The organism is Dyadobacter sp. CY356, assembly GCF_021440195.1.
Classification (GTDB): domain Bacteria; phylum Bacteroidota; class Bacteroidia; order Cytophagales; family Spirosomataceae; genus Dyadobacter.
The window spans coordinates 261,814-278,090 of record NZ_JAJTSZ010000001.1 but is presented as its reverse complement, the minus strand read 5'-3'; the positions used below and the strand labels follow the sequence as shown (position 1 = coordinate 278,090).

Sequence of the window (16,277 nt, the reverse complement as noted above, 5' to 3'; positions counted from 1 at the left end):
AATAGAAAAATCCCGGTGATTAGCCGGGATTTTTTTTGTTTGTGCAAAATTGGCAATAAAACAGATCATAGCACTATTTGGTTATTATTTCCTTTTCAAAGAATCCGGCAACGCTTAAATCTTCACCTAGTTCAGGCCAGTAAAGGGCATAGCCATTGATGATTTCTACGTTTTTTCTTTGAGGGAAAGTTGCTTCTCTCAACAGGGGAAAATCCGAAATTAATAAGGCAGCTACCCTCCCATCTACAAGAGTCACTCGAATTTCTTCTTCGCCTACTTCAACTTTTTTAGCTTTATAATCAAAAAATTTCATATCCTACGATTTAAAAAACTCATTCCATTTTCTTTGAAATTCCTCCTTATTCGTCTCAACTATTACTTGGGCCAAATTTAAATCTGGCTTTTTCAGCCCATTATTTTCCAGGCAACTTACTGGATTAATTGAGAATCTTGCCTCGCCATCATTACTTCTTACGTGAACGTGCGGTGGACGATGATCATTACTATAAAAGAAAAAACGCAATCCAAACAAGCGCAATAATTCAGGCATAATTATGATTACTAAAGTAAGAAGATTTTTGCTATCAAAATAATAATTGAGTTACACAGCTTTGACATCTTAAACCAGGCTTGGAATTATCTCATTTAGGACGTTCTTTTAGAGAATGGTAACTTTGATATAGTAAGATAAAACACTTTTGTTGAAGAAATAGGGGTAGGAATATAGCATTTTAGGAATCACGCGAAGCACCTTGCATTTTTAATATACTTCCAAACATAAAAAAGCCCAAAATCTCACGATTTCAGGCTCAATTAAATTTTAATTAAAATATATCTTTTTACTATTTTACTTCTTCATAATCAACATATTCACCTCCACGGAAGCGTGACTGGCTCGCATCCGGCGGTGTGGTATCAACACGAATCCCTGCTTTGGTTTTCTGTTCATAAGCTTTTGCCTGTCTTTTTTGCTCCTTCACCAATTGTCTTCCAACCAATAAATGAAACATAAAACGGCGGAAAACCGGTACAAAAGCAATCAGCAAAAAGAATATGATAAGAATATTAAATACAATTTTCATCTTTCAAAGGTTTATATCTCCACTATAACGTGCAATCTGTAAAAAATAACACACGAATATAACGAAAAGGTAACAAATCATCCAATAGGTTGGAAGAATGGTTTAACTTATTGACGGGCGGCAAACTTTGCAGTAATTACAAATCGCCCTCAGCTTTGGCATGCAAATTCGCTTCCTCCTCTACTAGTCCGGTTGCCAGTACTTTCGGTGTAAGAATCAAACGCAGCGACTGGTCGAAAGTGACATAACTCCAAAACCAGTTGATGAACGTAAGTACCTTATTTTTAACCCCAACAATAGAAATCAAATGTATGAACATCCACGTCAGCCAGGCCAGGAATCCCTGAAATTTTATAAATGGCAAATCTACAACAGCCTTATTTCTACCCACTGTGGCCATTGATCCCAGATCATTATATTTAAACGGGACAGGCGGTTTGTCATCCATTGCACGCCAGATATTTTTTGCCAGCGCTTTACCCTGCTGCATGGCTGGCTGCGCAAGCTGCGGATGGCCGTTCTCAAATTTCCCTTCGCTCATCGAAGCCACATCACCGATTGCGAAGATATCAGCATAACCCTGAACTCTGTTAAATTCATCAACCTTAATCCGGCCCCCTTTTACCAGTACTTCCGGATTTATTCCTTTTAATGCGTTGGCCTTCACCCCAGCCGCCCAGATTAAATTGTCAGTACGAATTTTCATGCCCTGTTTGGTCGTCACATATTTTCCGTCATATCCTGCAACAGATTGTCCGGTAAGAATTTCAACACCCATTTCTTCAAGGTATTTTCTTGATTTGGTGGACGATTCTTCCGACATCACGCCCAACAATTTATCCAGACCTTCCAGTAAATAAATCTTCATATAAGAAAAATCCAGTTCCGGATAGTCTTTCGGAAGGATGTACTTTTTCATTTCTGCAAGTGATCCGGACAATTCTACGCCTGTTGGTCCTCCGCCAACAATGACAATGCTCATCAAACCTTCACGCTCATCATTGGTTTCAACGGCCAGCGCATCTTCCAGGTTTTGCAATACACGGTTCCGCAAAGCCAGTGCTTCTGAAACCGATTTCATTGGAATAGCCCGCTCTTCAATTTCTTTCATCCCGAAATAATTGGTTGTGGCTCCGGTTGCAACCACCAGAAAATCATATGTAATTTCGCCTAATGAAGTTTCCAGCGACTTCCTTTCAGTATTTAATGAAAGAACTTCTGCAACTCTGATATGTACGTTTTTCTTGGATTGAAAGGCTTTCCGAAGCGGGAAAGATATCGAACTTGGTTCCAGTCCGGCTGTGGCAACCTGATAAAATAAAGGCTGAAACTGGTGGAAATTATTTTTGTCGATCAATACGATTTGTAAATCATCGCGTTTAGCGAGTTCTCGTGCAAGAGCCAGTCCGCCAAAGCCGGCGCCGATAATTACAATTCTTTTATGATTGGTATATGGAATATTCGCTAGCATAGCATTGGTATTTGTAGTTGACAAAACCGCCCGCTACAAATACCATACCTACAACGACTTACACCGTAGCCTTGCTATTTTCTACAACTCTTTCGTAATAAGATTCGTAATGCGGCAATATTTTAGCCACATCAAATTCTTTTGCTCGGGCCAATGCATTTTCTTTAAATCTCGGAAGATTTTCATCTTCAAGAATATAAGCAGCATGTTTCACCATGTCATCAACATCGCCAACGTCGCTCAAAAATCCTGTTACACCTGGAATATTTAATTCTGGTAATCCACCGGCGTTTGAAGTAATTAAAGGAACTTCACAAGCCAAAGCTTCCAGTGCAGCTAACCCAAAACTTTCAGATTCAGAAGGCATAAGAAACAAATCGGCAACGGAAAGCACTTCTTCAATTGCATCCAGTTTTCCAAGGAAACGGACGTCAGAAAGCATGTCAAGATCACGGCATAAACGTTCGATTCGTGCACGGTCGGGCCCATCTCCTACTAATAAAAGTTTGCTTGGGGTAATGTTGCGGAGCTGATGGAAAATCATGATCACATCATCGATCCTTTTGACTTTTCTGAAATTGGATGTATGAACGATCAGTTTTTCATTATTTGGACAAATCGCCAGTTTGAAATGATCTTTTTTCTGTCTGCTGAAACGATCCAGATCAATAAAGTTTGGAATCACCTCAATGTCTTTTGTTACAGCAAAATGTTTGTATGTATCATTTTTAAGAGATTCTGAAACCGCTGTAATGCCATCTGACTGATTGATTGAAAAAGTTACAACCGGCTCGTAAGACTCATCTTTTCCAACAAGTGTGATATCAGTACCATGTAAGGTTGTAATCACCGGGATATGAATCCCCTGTTGTGCTAAAATCTGTTTGGCAAGATAAGCGGAAGAAGCATGTGGAATTGCATAATGTACATGAAGCAGATCCAGTTTAGCCATTTTAACAACATGCACCATATGACTCGACAAGGCGGATTCGTAAGGCGGATACTGAAACAATGGATAAGCAGGTATATTTACTTCATGGTAATAAAGGTTCTCGTTGAAAAAATCCAGTCGCTGTGGTTGGGAATAGGTAATAAAATGTACCTGATGTCCTTCTTTTGCAAGCGCTTTTCCAAGTTCGGTAGCGACAACGCCACTTCCTCCGAAAGTCGGATAGCAAACAATGCCTATTTTCATAATATTAAATTTCTTTGTTCTTAGTGAAATAAATTAAGCCTAAAGCCCGACAAACTTTCGATACCGAGGAGTTATGCATAGCTAACACAAAATCATGCCTTTTTATCCCGTACAGGAAGAGAAAGATTTTATTAATTCTATAATTGATATAAAATGAATAATTTTAAAGTCTGAACCTGCTTTTTATTAACCTTAATGGATGTGTCTGTAAGACCGAGAGTGAGAATTCGGGATTTTGTTACCGGGAGTGTGCGTTTGGTTCGGATGAGTAATCTGCTCATTGTGGCCATCACACAGTATCTCACACGTATTTTATTGATTGGCCCCAGAAGTGAATGGAAGGAAATCATCAGCGATCCTGACCTTTTCGTTCTTTCACTGTCAACCGTATGTATTGCCGCAGCCGGTTATATTATTAACGATTATTTTGATATAAAAATCGATATCGTTAACAAACCAGAACGGGTTGTGGTGGGGCGATATCTCAAACGGCGCTGGGCAATGGGCGCACACCAGGTTTTAAACGTTTTGGGAGCTGCGTTAGGTTTGATCGTTAGTCCATGGATATTTCTGGTTAATGTGATTTCTATTACCTCACTCTGGTTTTATTCTGAACGTTACAAACGCGCGCCATTCATTGGAAATCTTATCGTATCACTTTTGACAGGAGCTACCTTATTGATACTCACCCTACACTATCCGGCAAATCGTAAGCTGGTATTCATCTATGCCGTATTCTCTTTTTTCATAACTTTAATCAGGGAAATTGTAAAGGACATGGAAGATATCCGTGGTGACGAGGCACATGGCTGCCGGACGCTGCCCATAATCTGGGGAATCCGCAGAACGAAATATTTTCTTTACGGAATAATCTTTGTTTTCGTTACGTCCCTTTTTGCCATGGCTGATAAGCTTAATAACAACGTACTGGCCGTATTATTTCTATTGTTACTGATTCCTATTGGCTGGCTGGTTTATTCTTTAAATCAATCAGATACGCGTCGGGATTTTAAAAAAATCAGTTCCCTTTGCAAATTAATTATGCTTTTAGGCTTGGTAACGATGCTTTGGGCGTAAGAGCCAAAACCGTTCAATAACAAGATTCTCAGAAAGTGACATTTTAAGCATATTTTACGGCACAAATCATCGTTCATTCTCTGTAAAATCAATCTACATCGTACTAACAAAACCTAAATTATTTCGATATGAAAAACAGATTTTTACTAATTATAGCATTTTTGCTTTTGACAATTTCCGGTTCCTTCGCACAGGATTGTATGGGTGTCAAGATGCAGGCGGGTGGTGGTTTTGACATGGCCAATTATGATGCAAAAGGAAAATTGACAAGCAGCATGACTTATAAAATTGTGAAAGTTGTACCAGAAGCTGACATGTCAGTGATCACAATTGATATGGAAACGTTTGATGCAAAAGGGAAATCCCAGTATAAAAATACGTATCTAATGAAGTGTAACGGCAACACATTGCTATTGGATGCCAGCACTTTAATCAATGAGCAACAAATGAAATCTATTGAAAATTTCAATATGAAATTCACCTCATCCAATATTGAATACCCAGGAAAACTGAGTGTAGGACAGAAATTAAAAGACGCCTCCTTAAAAGGTGAAGGAGCATCCGGCCCGATGAACATGACGATGAATATGACCATTTATAACCGGAATGTTGAAGCCCAGGAAAAAGTTACGGTTCCTGCCGGCACTTATGACGCCTTCAAAATTTCTTATGATATTAAAATGGAGACTAAAATTGGATTTGGTATCACCCTCGACATCAACACAATTTCGTGGAGAGCACCGGGTGTTTTGTGGGATATTAAATCAGAATCATACAGAAAAGGGAAACTGATCAGCAGAAGCGAGCTGACGAAAATTTACTAAAAGCAGCATTGTTACCAGCAACCAATGAGAGAACGGCTTTCGATATTCCCGGAAAGCCGTTCATTTTTTTATAGCTTTGCCAAATTATTTAAAACAGGGAGTTCAAAGCATAATATACAATATAGCATATGCAGGCTTTATCACTGCAAGGCAACTTTCAACTCTCTACTTTCCACTTTCAACTAAATGAAACGTATTGCCATTTTCGCGTCAGGTTCGGGTTCGAATGCAGAAAAGATCTGTGAATATTTTGAAGGCCGCACTGATGTGCAGATTAACCTTATTTTTACAAACAATCCACAAGCAGGCGTCATTCAACGCGCCAGGAAGTTCCAGATACCTGTTGTTGTTTTTGATAGAAAAACCTTTTATGAAACAGACCGTATTTTAGAATTATTAAAAAATAATCATATCGATTTAATCGTTCTGGCTGGTTTTATGATGCTCATTCCTGCTTCTTTACTTGGAACCTATTCAGAGAAAATGGTCAATATCCATCCTGCTTTACTTCCCAAATATGGTGGAAAAGGGATGTATGGACATTTTGTTCACGAAGCGGTAGTTACCAACGCTGAAAAAGAATCAGGTATAACAATCCATTTTGTGAATGAAAATTACGATGAGGGGAATATCATTTTCCAGGCTTCTTGTGAAGTTGCGGAATCAGATACACCGGACGATGTTGCCAGAAAAGTGCAGGTGCTGGAACATGTACATTTCCCAAGAGTAATTGATGAAATCGTATCAAAACTGAGTTAAGTTAATCTTACAATGTTGTACTTTTTACTGGCCGTAATTTTTACTGTTGCGCTTTACATGATCATGCGCGCCTATCCGCGCTATCAGGTTAATTCTTTTCATGCGGTTGTTTTTAATTATTATTCCTGTGTCGTAACCGGTCTTTTTCTCACACCGGACCTGAAAGCTTTTCAGGAAATTCAGTGGAATTCGGAAGGAACCCTATTGACTTTGGCACTGGGAACGCTGTTTGTGATAGCATTCATGTCTATCGGATTAACGGCCCAGAAAGTAAGCGTGACAGCGGCTTCTCTGGCAGGAAATATGTCGCTGGTGATTCCGGTTTTATTTGGGCTTTTAATTTTTAAAAATACAAATAAGGATTTTACTCTTCTTAATTACGCCGGACTGCTTATCGCGCTTGCGGCTCTGGCCCTGGGAGCGATTCAAAAACAGCAAAAAACAACCGAATTTGAAGATGGCCAACCGCTTCGGGTTTCAGTAATTTCTTACGCCTGGCTTCTTCCGGTTTTCACTTTTCTGGCAAGCGGGACAAATAATACGCTGATCAATTATCTGACCATGTCGTATTACCGTCCGGAGCAGACCACGCTTTTCATGATCATTGCCTGCTCCGGCGCTATCCTGATCGGAACGCTGGTTTTGCTTTACAAAATTGTTTTCGGCGGAGAAAAACTGGAATTAAGAAGTGTAATCGGCGGGTTGATATTGGGAGTACCTAACTTCCTTTCACTCTATTTTTTGTTGTTAGCACTGGGATCATTTGGAAATAGTGCCGCCTTTGTTTTTCCAATCTATAATATTCTGAGTATGCTCGTTTCTTCTCTCGCTGCCTGGATTTTGTATAAGGAGAAATTAAATAATTTGAATCGATTGGGTTTGGCTTTGGCCGTTGTGGCTATTGTTTTAATTTCTTATCAGGAGTTGGGGTTTTAAGACTTTAATTTATTTTCAGATTTAGAAACTTTTTATACCGGTCCGACGGTAGAAAAAACCGTCGGTCCGGTGGCTCGTAAGCCGGCTTTATTACAGTAAAAGTTCTTCATTAGGTTTCTTTCAAGGTCAGAGCGGCAGCCCGTCGGACGGCTTTTTTCGCCGTCCGACGGGTAAGAAAAACTGAATGTCCATAATATTGGAAACTTACAAATAGCTAAAAAAGTTATTTGTATACATTAAAATAAAATTATGCAAAGATCAAGTGTGCTGCGTATTGGGCAGCCAAAGACCGTTTTGAATAAACGTCAAAAAGAATTCAATCAGTTATCCGAAAAAATTGAACAGTTGGATAAATTGATTCCTGAGTTACGCGCAACCTATTATCTTTTAATTGAGCGCGTACAAAACGAATATAATCCGATCGTGATGGAGTATCAGTCGTTTCGTGTGGAGCTGGTAAAACTGATGGACCGGACTTACGAAAAGGATTTATATAGAAAAGCATATCTGACCAAACTCGCCTACCTGATCTCAGAAATTTCTTTTGACCTGATCGTCAATTATAAATTTGAAGAGCTCATTCCGCTTTTTAATAAATACAGTGAAGTCAGTTTTGATACTGCGCTTAACGAATTGAAAAGAGCTGATTCACAGCTGATCGACAGTAAATTACTAGCAGAAGAAAATGACATAATAGACGAAGAAACTGTTCCTGAAAATTTTTATGAACTGAGTGAGGAAGAACAAATCCGGATCAAGGAAGAATTAAGAGCAGAAAAAGCAAAAGCTTTTGCAGAACAGGCAAAGGAAGCGAGAAAGATATTAACAAAGCAAAAAACGACAAAATCCGTGAGAACGGTTTATATGGATTTGGTGAAAGCATTCCATCCCGACCGCGAAACGGACGAAGCTGAAAAAATCCGGAAAACAGAAATCATGCAGCGTGTTACACAAACCTATCAGGAAAACAACCTGCTGGAATTGTTGAAGTTACAGATTGAGTTTGAAAGAATTGATCAGGATCACCTTGAAAATCTGGGGAAAGAGCAGCTGACTTATTACAATCTGGTATTGAAAGAACAGGTTGAAGAACTGGAAAAAGAGAAAGAAGAAATACAAGAACAGATTTCCTATTTATGCGGGTTAAATCCTCAGCACGCCAATTCGATGACGACAGTTGTTGTTAAATTTAACACCAACATTAATGAAGTGAAGGCGGAGATAAAAGAAATTAAGTTAACGCTGAAAAAATGGAAAGAGCCCAGTGTCCTGAAAGCTTTTTTGAAGACATACGAGATACCAAATACAGCAGTTTTTGATGACGAAGATGACTTCTGAATGTGGTAATTTGATATAAGGTGTGGATAACACACCCCAATTTCTCTAAATTATCTACTATTGTAAAAATTCCGCTAATTAATTATATTGCTGATAACAAACTAAATAAGTAAAATCCGCCGAGAATAGCTTCACTGGAATATAAATTGATAAGTACGTTTTGAATTAACTTAAACGTACCTACATGAAAAATTGTATTATTCTACTATTATCTCTTTCTCTGGGAATATCCCAGGCATTTGCACAGGAAAATGTTTCCATAGGCCCGATCGCAGGTGTTTCGCTGGCTAACTTTCACGGAAGCACAAGTAAAACAGAAGTTAAACCAGGTTTGACAATCGGTGCTTTTTATAATTACAGTTCAAAAAAAGGATTTGGCTTCAGCGGACAAATACTATATACACAGCTTGGTGCCAAAATCAATGATAAAAGAGATGAAATTAATTTGAACTACGTACAGGTTCCGTTGCTTTTCACTTACTTCTTCGGACAATATGGTGACCGTCTTCGTCCAAAAGTATTTCTTGGACCAAGTCTGAACTTCCTTGTTAGTGCAAAAGATATCAACGGAAATAACATTAATGGCAATGCAGACAGTCGTGTTTATAACGTTTTTGACCTGGGACTAACAGGTGGTCTGGGATTGAACTATGAACTGACACGTAAAGTGTGGCTCAATTTTGATGTTAGATACGGACTTGGACTTTTGGATGTAACTAAAGACACGGGCAGCAACATTCAAAATCGCAACTTTGGCATTAATCTTGGATTGAGTTTCCCATTGGGTACTTATGATAAAAAAAGTGGTCGGTTGAGAACACGATAAAATATTACACTTCATCGATAAACAAAAAAAGCATCCCGAAACGGATGCTTTTTTTATGGTTTTATCAAATTGAAATTTATTTCAAAATTACTTTAGAAAATCTATTCCTTAAACTTGGTAAAAATACTGGAAGCGATATGACCGCCAAAACCAAGCGTATTGTTCATGGCATAATGAACCGTTTTATTTTTCGATTTACCTAAGGTAAGATCAAGCCTTCCCTCAAATTCAGGTTCCAGTTTTTGCGTATTGATTGTCGGTGGAATAATGTCATTTTCGACAGCCTTGATACAGGCAATGGCTTCTATTGCGCCGGCTGCACCAAGTAAATGGCCCGTCATCGACTTTGTAGCACTTATACTAAGATTGGTATCCAGTCCGAAAACAGTTTTAATCGATTGCAGTTCACTAATATCACCCACTGATGAAGCCGTTCCGTGCACATTGAGATAGTCAATCTGTGCAGCAGAAATTCCCGCTTCTTCCAATGAAAGAAACATAGCGGCTGTTGTTCCCGCTCCTTCCGGATGGGTACTGGTCAGGTGAAACGCATCTGCGGTCATTCCGCCCCCAACAATTTCTGCAATGATATTGGCTCCGCGACTTACCGCGTGTTCATAACTTTCAAGAATTAAAGCACCTGCGCCCTCTCCCATTACAAAGCCATCACGGTCAGGATCAAACGGTTTACATGCAGTCTTTGCATTTTCGTTATTTGTAGATAATGCTTTTGTCGCATTAAAACCGCCGATAGAAACTTCATAAATAGAAGCCTCCGAACCACCCGTGATAATCATATCCGCTTTCCCCCACTGAATAAAATTAAATGCTTCAATGATCGCTGTATTAGCACTCGCACAGGCAGATACGGATGTAAAATTTACACCACGTAAACCGTATTTAATAGAAATGACACCGGAGGCGATGTCAACAATCATTTTGGGATAAAAATAGGGATTAAAACGTGGTATGCCATTCCCGGTTGTATATTCAGAAACTGCATCCTGGAAAGTTGAAGTTCCGCCATTTGCACTTCCCCAGATAACTCCGATGCGGTTTTTGTTCAGTTTGTCAAAATCAACGTCCGCATTTTTTAAAGCTTCGGCAACCGAAACCAATGCGTACTGGGTAAAGGGATCATACTTTCTTGCGTCGTTTCTATCAAAAAAATCCTGTGGATTGAAGCCCTTAATTTCACAGGCAAACTTTGTTTTGAAATTTGTAGTATCAAATTTTGTAATTTCTGCTGCACCGCTTACACCATTAACCAACGCACCCCAGAAGTCATTTATATTATTCCCCAGCGGTGTCAAAGCGCCAAGTCCGGTAATTACAACCCGGTTTAATTGTCCGACAAGTTTCATTCCACTAAAATTAAAAACATTTCATAACGGCAATTCAACAAAACAGATGCTGCCATAATACAAGATATCACGGTCGATAATTGTTCCAATAAAACACTGAGAATGTTATTAAAAACGCCTTCAACCCGGCTTTCTTTCTTATAAGATGCTCATTTATTTGATCAGCAAATCAATGCAAATCTAATTTAAATAAAATGAACGAAGGAGAAACAACGCGGCTTTATTTGACAAGATTATAAATTCGTAACATTGGGTACAGTTTTAGAAAATAAATTACTATATCTGTTCAAGATAAGAAATGATACAGCTTGCGAAAATTGGAGAAATTGAAATCAAACAAAAACGAAATATTCTGGACCGTCCGCGACTATAATCCGGAAGACAGAGAATCGCTGCGCCACATCTATCTGGAATCACGTAAACTCGCTTTTCCATGGCTGGATGCTGACACTTTAAAACTGGAAGATTTTGACGCAGCAATACAGGAAGAAGAGGTTTTAGTAGCCCTATCGGATCACGAGCCAATAGGTTTTATTGCGTGGTGGCTGCCTGATAATTTCATTCATTCTCTGTTTATTCATCCGGATTTTATCGGCCATGGAGTAGGCAAATCTCTTTTAAAGGCCTGTCTGGCAAGAACCGGCCGGCCAGCAACTTTGAAATGTTTACAGGCAAATAAAAATGCCCTGAAATTTTATGCTTCCCAGGGCTGGGAAATTATTTCTGACGGGGAATCTCCTGATGGGGATTTTTATTTATTGGGGATTGAATAGGAATTGACTAATGCCAAAGTTCTCATGGCTTATGGCCATTTGTAAATATTTCAATTTATATAATTTCACTATCTATCTTATGAAACACTTCTTCCTCTACCTCATGTCTGCATTTTTCATTTTTGCAGGCATCACACATTTCACAAAGCCAAAAATGTTTGTGAGCATAGTCCCGAAATTCCTTCCCTACCCACTCGAAATTGTGCACATAAGCGGAGTTTGTGAAATTTTATTTGCAATACTACTAGCCATTCCAGCCTCCAGACACATCGGAGCCTGGCTTTTAATTTTATTATTGATTGCCGTTTTCCCTGCCAATATCCAAATGGCGGTTACTTTTTATAAAGAACAAAATCCATATCTGTGGATCGCCATACTTCGTTTACCTTTACAATTTGCATTGATCTGGTGGGCCTGGCTTTATACAAAAATGTAAAAATCAGGAAATTAGAATTACCTTTGCGGATTATTTAGGATTGTGTTATGACTTTTGAAGAATTAAATCTCACCAGGCCGCTACTGAACGCATTAGAGGATCTTGGTTATACTACGCCGACAACCATTCAGGAAAAAGTTTTTTCTGTTATGATGTCCGGTAAAGATGTATGTGGAATTGCCCAGACGGGAACAGGAAAAACCTTTGCTTATTTATTACCGACACTTCGTCAAATACAGTTTTCCAAAGATCGCTTGCCTCAGCTTCTCATCATTGTTCCTACGCGCGAACTAGTTGTGCAGGTGGTAGAAGAAGTGAAGAAACTGGCTGCTTATATGACCCTGACCGCAGTTGGGGTTTATGGCGGCGGAAATATTAAAGTACAGATGGCCGAATTAAAAAACGGAGCGGATGTAGTTGTCGCAACGCCGGGACGTTTGGTGGATCTGGCTATGAACGGCTCTTTAAAAACAAAAAATATAAAGAAACTGGTTATTGATGAAGTAGATGAAATGCTGAATCTTGGCTTTCGGACACAGCTCAAAAATATCCTGGATCTTCTGCCTCAGAAAAGACAAAATCTTTTATTTTCTGCAACTTTAATTCCGGAAGTAGAAGTATTGATGCAGACATATTTCAATAATCCCGTCCGCATTGAAGCAGCTCCTGTCGGAACGCCTCTGGAAAATATTGAGCAAATGGCTTATGACGTTCCTAATTTTTACACCAAAGTAAATTTGTTAGAATTGCTTTTAAGTGAAAATGAGGATATGTCCAAGGTACTCGTTTTTGCCGCTACCAAACATTTGGCTGATCTTTTATTCGGACAATTGGAAAGGAAATTTCCTGACAAAATTGGTGTGATACATTCTAATAAGGAACAAAACCACCGTTTCAATAGTGTCAAACAATTTCACGAAGGAAATTACAGATTACTAATCGCGACGGACATTATTGCCAGAGGGTTGGATGTGGCGGAGGTTTCTCACGTTTTCAATTTCGATGTTCCCGAAGTACCTGAAAATTACATTCACCGTATCGGAAGAACGGGCCGGGCTGACAAAAAAGGGATCGCGATTACATTTGTAACAGAAAAGGAAAAGGAATTTCAGGAAGGTATTGAAGCACTGATGAATTATGAAATTCCTATGCTTCCGCTGCCGGAAAATCTTAAAATATCGGATATCCTTACTGAAAATGAAAAGCCTCATATCTATATGAAAACGGTCGACATTAAACTTCCTAAAAAAGGAACTGTTGGCGCGGCTTTTCATGAGAAAATTGACAAGAACAAAAAGGTAAATGTCCGCAGAGACCATGCGGCAGAGAAAATGGCAAAATATGGAAGGCCGATTAAACGGGCTGCGAAAAAGTAAAAACTGAAAGGTGGCTGAGAAATTCGGCCACCTTTTCAGTTTTTATATTGATAAAGAAAATTTATTTCCATTTCCCCCAGGCCGTAGACCTGAAACCTATATATCCCGCCAGAGATGACGGCAACAAGTCGCCCTGATCAAAAGCAAGTTTGGTTACCAGCCTTGTATTTCCCCATTTAAAAATTGGTGCATCGACCATCAACAAATAAGAAAATTGCCTTGCCGTAGGATTGAATGGTCTGTTATTTGTTCCAAAATTTGAACTGTAAGATAATTTGGTCCGCCATTGAATTGATTTCGCCGCCGTTCCTTCCAGTCCGACGTGATAAACGCCAACCCGGTTATCAGGAAAAAACTCACCCCAGTATTGTGATTTAATTTCACTGTTTGGCTGAATAAACGGCGTCCCCATGCCTTTTCCAAAATATGACCAGCCTTCTTTATATTGGGCATGGTCAAAATAATTATCATTCCCTTTAAAATGTGTATTGGTCAGATCAAAGCCTGCACCTGACTGATCCTTACTAAAAAGATATTCAAGCAAAACCCCTCTAACTTCAATAAAAGATTTGGTAGTTGACGCCCTTTTCCAGCTCAATCCATATAATCCGTCAGGGATATTTTGCAATTGTAAACCAGATCCGTCTTCAAACGGATGGTTATGATAAAGAAGTAATTTTGAAGTTTTCAATTTGTACTCAAAAGCAAGATCATATTGCCCCACATGATTCCCTACCCTGTTTTCACCATCAAAATTTGTAAAACGTCTATTTTGATATGCTTTTGGAATTTTGCCTATAACAACGCCCCATAAAAAATCTCCGAAATTATCCGTTAGTTGCCCATTAACCGCAAGAGGACTGCTTTGTAAATAATCTGCATGACCTCCCCAGGTAACACTATGTACCACGCCGACCTGCATACTAAACTTACCCCCCGGTTTCCCAAACTTTCCATGCAACGTTTTCTGATGAAGATAAGCACCTTGTATATAAGGTACATTAAACCAGCCGTGTGAGAAAAAACCTTTTAGGGAAACATAATTATTTAAAAATTTCAAAGGGACATAATCCGGGAAACCAAGCTGAATTTTTGGCACCGGCATCGCATTACCCGACCAGGTAAAAGAGCCGGTACTTAATGTCGTGTCAATGATTCCTAAAATTTGTTTTCTCCTGCCGCCCCAGAATTCCAGCTTTTTCCACCTTACTTTAATATACGCTTCCGGAAGCAAAACTTTTTCATTGCCTCTCCCAAGGTTAAAAACCGTTTCCGCACCTGCGCCCCAACGGATTTTAGCATGTCTTGATTTTTTAATCGTATCGGCATATATCTGAGATTCATACGTCAGCCCCACGCGCCCGGTTAATGCGGGCATGGTTAGCGGAACCGTACCGAACTGGTTAGACCGTAACCAGAATGGTGCTGTTGAACTTGTGCCAATATAGCTTCCCAATTCGGCGGACGGACTCCAGTGCTGGTTTTGAGCCTGTACTGTAAAACATTCATTTATCAATAAAACAGACAGCAGTAAGCTGGTATGATAACCGTTAGAACGGAAAATTTTCAAAATGCCGGATATATGCTGGCTTACTCTTTTCTGAGCGTATATGCACGCCATATCGGATGGAGGTAAAGATGTACTAATATATTGCTTGCCGGATTACGTATTATTTTAAACATACGCAGAAAATTTAAAACCGGATGTTAAGCCAGCGGCAAATTAATTAATTATATAGCATAATGCTTAGTAAGATGTATTATGATTGATTTAAAAAGTCAGGCTTTGACATAATACAAAAGTCTCATTCTCAACATCCAAAAAAATAAAACCGAAAGAATCTACAATATTTTCTACACTCAAAAAAAAATTTAATGTTTTGACATTTTTCATTCTGGTAAAAATCCAATCATTACCGGCGTTTAATTGAATAAATAGCGTAGGAATGCAAAATCAAGTTTTGCCAAACAATGTGAATACCAAATATTTTTAAAATTGTTTAATCTATTTTGAATAGGTCGTCGTAAGTCTGTTTAAAATTCAACCTTTTCAACAAACGAGAGTTTTAGAAACATCAAGATTATGAAAAAAACCTTATTAGACAACCCAGTTTCCGAAGATAAGCAAATGCTATCTGTGGTAAACAGACGCTACTTTTTAAGATCTGCCGGTGTTGCTGCTGCGACAGGTGCATTTATCTTGGGCGCATGTACGGACCATGACATTCAGGGTGACCAGACAGTTGATTTAGGATCAGGTGATGTTGGTATCCTTAACTATGCTTATGCACTGGAACAATTGGAAGCTGCATTCTACACACAGGTAATGGCTAGTCCTTATGCAGGTATGTCAGCTGAAGAAAAAATGATCCTTACTGACATTCGTGATCATGAAATCATTCACAGACAATTCTTCAAAGCTGCTTTGGGTGGTGCTGCTATCAAAGGTTTAACCCCAAATTTCTCTTCTATCAATTTCAACGACCGTGCAAGCGTATTAGGTGCTGCCAAATTGTTTGAAGATACAGGAGTTCAGGCTTACAATGGTGCTGGTAAATTGATTATGAGCGCTGATTACTTGCTTCTTGCAGGAAAAATTGTATCTGTTGAAGCACGTCACGCTTCTATCATCCGTGACTTGTTGATGCCAAACACAATGTCTTTTGCTGGTGACGATGTTCTTGTCTCGATCATGGGATTTGGTGGATTTGATGCTGCGGTTCCTCCGAGTGTTATCCTTCCGGCTGTTCAGCCTTTTGTAATGGACAAAATCAGTGGTGCAAACTTGCCATCTTAATCATCAACATTCTAATATCACGA

17 protein-coding genes are annotated in these 16,277 nt (G+C 39.1%); 10 read left to right on the top strand and 7 right to left on the bottom strand.

The annotated features are described in order from the left end of the window. Positions 1 to 73 precede the first annotated feature (73 nt). The 5 genes from LXL81_RS01195 to bshA all read right to left on the bottom strand — a co-directional run bounded on the left by LXL81_RS01195 (position 74) and on the right by bshA (position 3,748). Positions 74 to 313: a DUF2442 domain-containing protein gene (locus LXL81_RS01195; protein ID WP_234644876.1), complete on the bottom strand. Its 240-nt coding sequence runs from the start codon at positions 311 to 313 to the stop codon at positions 74 to 76. Positions 314 to 316: 3 nt separating this feature from the next. Next, positions 317 to 550, bottom strand: coding sequence for a DUF4160 domain-containing protein (locus LXL81_RS01190; RefSeq protein WP_234644875.1), 234 nt, complete (start codon positions 548 to 550; stop codon positions 317 to 319). A gap of 292 nt (positions 551 to 842) precedes the next feature. After that, positions 843 to 1,082: a DUF4834 family protein gene (locus tag LXL81_RS01185; RefSeq protein WP_234644874.1), complete on the bottom strand. Its 240-nt coding sequence runs from the start codon at positions 1,080 to 1,082 to the stop codon at positions 843 to 845. A 136-nt stretch (positions 1,083 to 1,218) separates the two neighbouring features. Continuing rightward, positions 1,219 to 2,553 (bottom strand): NAD(P)/FAD-dependent oxidoreductase, encoded by a 1,335-nt coding sequence (locus tag LXL81_RS01180; protein ID WP_234644873.1) that lies wholly within the window; start codon positions 2,551 to 2,553, stop codon positions 1,219 to 1,221. A 58-nt stretch (positions 2,554 to 2,611) separates the two neighbouring features. Further along, entirely contained in the window at positions 2,612 to 3,748 is a 1,137-nt protein-coding gene (bshA, locus tag LXL81_RS01175; protein ID WP_234644872.1) for an N-acetyl-alpha-D-glucosaminyl L-malate synthase BshA, read from the bottom strand. 195 nt (positions 3,749 to 3,943) lie between these two features. Here bshA and LXL81_RS01170 point away from each other — a divergent pair, with 195 nt between their 5' ends. From LXL81_RS01170 to LXL81_RS01145, 6 genes are all read left to right on the top strand, one after another. Beyond that, positions 3,944 to 4,825 carry a geranylgeranylglycerol-phosphate geranylgeranyltransferase gene (locus LXL81_RS01170; protein ID WP_234644871.1) on the top strand — a complete coding sequence of 294 codons (882 nt, stop codon included), beginning with the start codon at positions 3,944 to 3,946 and terminating at the stop codon, positions 4,823 to 4,825. Positions 4,826 to 4,953: 128 nt separating this feature from the next. Then, positions 4,954 to 5,649, top strand: coding sequence for a hypothetical protein (locus LXL81_RS01165; protein ID WP_234644870.1), 696 nt, complete (start codon positions 4,954 to 4,956; stop codon positions 5,647 to 5,649). A 186-nt stretch (positions 5,650 to 5,835) separates the two neighbouring features. Continuing rightward, a complete protein-coding gene (gene purN / locus LXL81_RS01160) occupies positions 5,836 to 6,408 on the top strand; it encodes a phosphoribosylglycinamide formyltransferase (protein WP_234644869.1) in 573 nt (190 codons plus the stop codon). 12 nt (positions 6,409 to 6,420) lie between these two features. After that, positions 6,421 to 7,344 (top strand): EamA family transporter, encoded by a 924-nt coding sequence (locus LXL81_RS01155; protein WP_234644868.1) that lies wholly within the window; start codon positions 6,421 to 6,423, stop codon positions 7,342 to 7,344. A gap of 249 nt (positions 7,345 to 7,593) precedes the next feature. Then, complete coding sequence (locus tag LXL81_RS01150; RefSeq protein WP_234644867.1) at positions 7,594 to 8,682, top strand: hypothetical protein; 1,089 nt, start codon at positions 7,594 to 7,596, stop codon at positions 8,680 to 8,682. A 184-nt stretch (positions 8,683 to 8,866) separates the two neighbouring features. Then, a complete protein-coding gene (locus LXL81_RS01145; RefSeq protein ID WP_234644866.1) occupies positions 8,867 to 9,508 on the top strand; it encodes an outer membrane beta-barrel protein in 642 nt (213 codons plus the stop codon). Positions 9,509 to 9,609: 101 nt separating this feature from the next. Here LXL81_RS01145 and fabF read toward each other — a convergent pair whose 3' ends face one another. After that, a complete protein-coding gene (gene fabF / locus LXL81_RS01140; protein WP_234644865.1) occupies positions 9,610 to 10,872 on the bottom strand; it encodes a beta-ketoacyl-ACP synthase II in 1,263 nt (420 codons plus the stop codon). Positions 10,873 to 11,198: 326 nt separating this feature from the next. Between fabF and LXL81_RS01135 the strand changes: the two genes are divergently transcribed. From LXL81_RS01135 to LXL81_RS01125, 3 genes are all read left to right on the top strand, one after another. Then, positions 11,199 to 11,645, top strand: a complete 447-nt coding sequence (locus LXL81_RS01135) for a GNAT family N-acetyltransferase (RefSeq protein ID WP_234644864.1) — start codon at positions 11,199 to 11,201, stop codon at positions 11,643 to 11,645. 79 nt (positions 11,646 to 11,724) lie between these two features. Continuing rightward, the gene (locus tag LXL81_RS01130; RefSeq protein WP_234644863.1) at positions 11,725 to 12,081 is read left to right on the top strand and encodes a DoxX family protein; all 357 of its coding nucleotides are present in this window, start codon (positions 11,725 to 11,727) and stop codon (positions 12,079 to 12,081) included. A 47-nt stretch (positions 12,082 to 12,128) separates the two neighbouring features. Next, complete coding sequence (locus LXL81_RS01125; protein WP_234644862.1) at positions 12,129 to 13,457, top strand: DEAD/DEAH box helicase; 1,329 nt, start codon at positions 12,129 to 12,131, stop codon at positions 13,455 to 13,457. A 61-nt stretch (positions 13,458 to 13,518) separates the two neighbouring features. Here LXL81_RS01125 and LXL81_RS01120 read toward each other — a convergent pair whose 3' ends face one another. Next, positions 13,519 to 15,078: a capsule assembly Wzi family protein gene (locus LXL81_RS01120; RefSeq protein WP_234644861.1), complete on the bottom strand. Its 1,560-nt coding sequence runs from the start codon at positions 15,076 to 15,078 to the stop codon at positions 13,519 to 13,521. 462 nt (positions 15,079 to 15,540) lie between these two features. Between LXL81_RS01120 and LXL81_RS01115 the strand changes: the two genes are divergently transcribed. Beyond that, positions 15,541 to 16,254, top strand: a complete 714-nt coding sequence (locus LXL81_RS01115) for a ferritin-like domain-containing protein (RefSeq protein WP_234644860.1) — start codon at positions 15,541 to 15,543, stop codon at positions 16,252 to 16,254. The last annotated feature ends 23 nt before the right edge of the window (positions 16,255 to 16,277 follow it).

What these genes read in the sequence shown, in the direction of transcription:
- LXL81_RS01180 (WP_234644873.1), bottom strand. Translation starts at nt 2,553, where the DNA reads ATGCTAGCGAATATTCCATATACCAATCATAAAAGAATTGTAATTATC.
- LXL81_RS01195 (WP_234644876.1), bottom strand. Translation starts at nt 313, where the DNA reads ATGAAATTTTTTGATTATAAAGCTAAAAAAGTTGAAGTAGGCGAAGAA.
- LXL81_RS01170 (WP_234644871.1), top strand. Translation starts at nt 3,944, where the DNA reads ATGGATGTGTCTGTAAGACCGAGAGTGAGAATTCGGGATTTTGTTACC.
- LXL81_RS01115 (WP_234644860.1), top strand. Translation starts at nt 15,541, where the DNA reads ATGAAAAAAACCTTATTAGACAACCCAGTTTCCGAAGATAAGCAAATG.
- LXL81_RS01125 (WP_234644862.1), top strand. Translation starts at nt 12,129, where the DNA reads ATGACTTTTGAAGAATTAAATCTCACCAGGCCGCTACTGAACGCATTA.
- LXL81_RS01130 (WP_234644863.1), top strand. Translation starts at nt 11,725, where the DNA reads ATGAAACACTTCTTCCTCTACCTCATGTCTGCATTTTTCATTTTTGCA.
- LXL81_RS01120 (WP_234644861.1), bottom strand. Translation starts at nt 15,078, where the DNA reads ATGGCGTGCATATACGCTCAGAAAAGAGTAAGCCAGCATATATCCGGC.
- LXL81_RS01155 (WP_234644868.1), top strand. Translation starts at nt 6,421, where the DNA reads ATGTTGTACTTTTTACTGGCCGTAATTTTTACTGTTGCGCTTTACATG.
- LXL81_RS01185 (WP_234644874.1), bottom strand. Translation starts at nt 1,082, where the DNA reads ATGAAAATTGTATTTAATATTCTTATCATATTCTTTTTGCTGATTGCT.
- bshA (WP_234644872.1), bottom strand. Translation starts at nt 3,748, where the DNA reads ATGAAAATAGGCATTGTTTGCTATCCGACTTTCGGAGGAAGTGGCGTT.
- purN (WP_234644869.1), top strand. Translation starts at nt 5,836, where the DNA reads ATGAAACGTATTGCCATTTTCGCGTCAGGTTCGGGTTCGAATGCAGAA.
- LXL81_RS01150 (WP_234644867.1), top strand. Translation starts at nt 7,594, where the DNA reads ATGCAAAGATCAAGTGTGCTGCGTATTGGGCAGCCAAAGACCGTTTTG.
- LXL81_RS01190 (WP_234644875.1), bottom strand. Translation starts at nt 550, where the DNA reads ATGCCTGAATTATTGCGCTTGTTTGGATTGCGTTTTTTCTTTTATAGT.
- LXL81_RS01145 (WP_234644866.1), top strand. Translation starts at nt 8,867, where the DNA reads ATGAAAAATTGTATTATTCTACTATTATCTCTTTCTCTGGGAATATCC.
- fabF (WP_234644865.1), bottom strand. Translation starts at nt 10,872, where the DNA reads ATGAAACTTGTCGGACAATTAAACCGGGTTGTAATTACCGGACTTGGC.
- LXL81_RS01165 (WP_234644870.1), top strand. Translation starts at nt 4,954, where the DNA reads ATGAAAAACAGATTTTTACTAATTATAGCATTTTTGCTTTTGACAATT.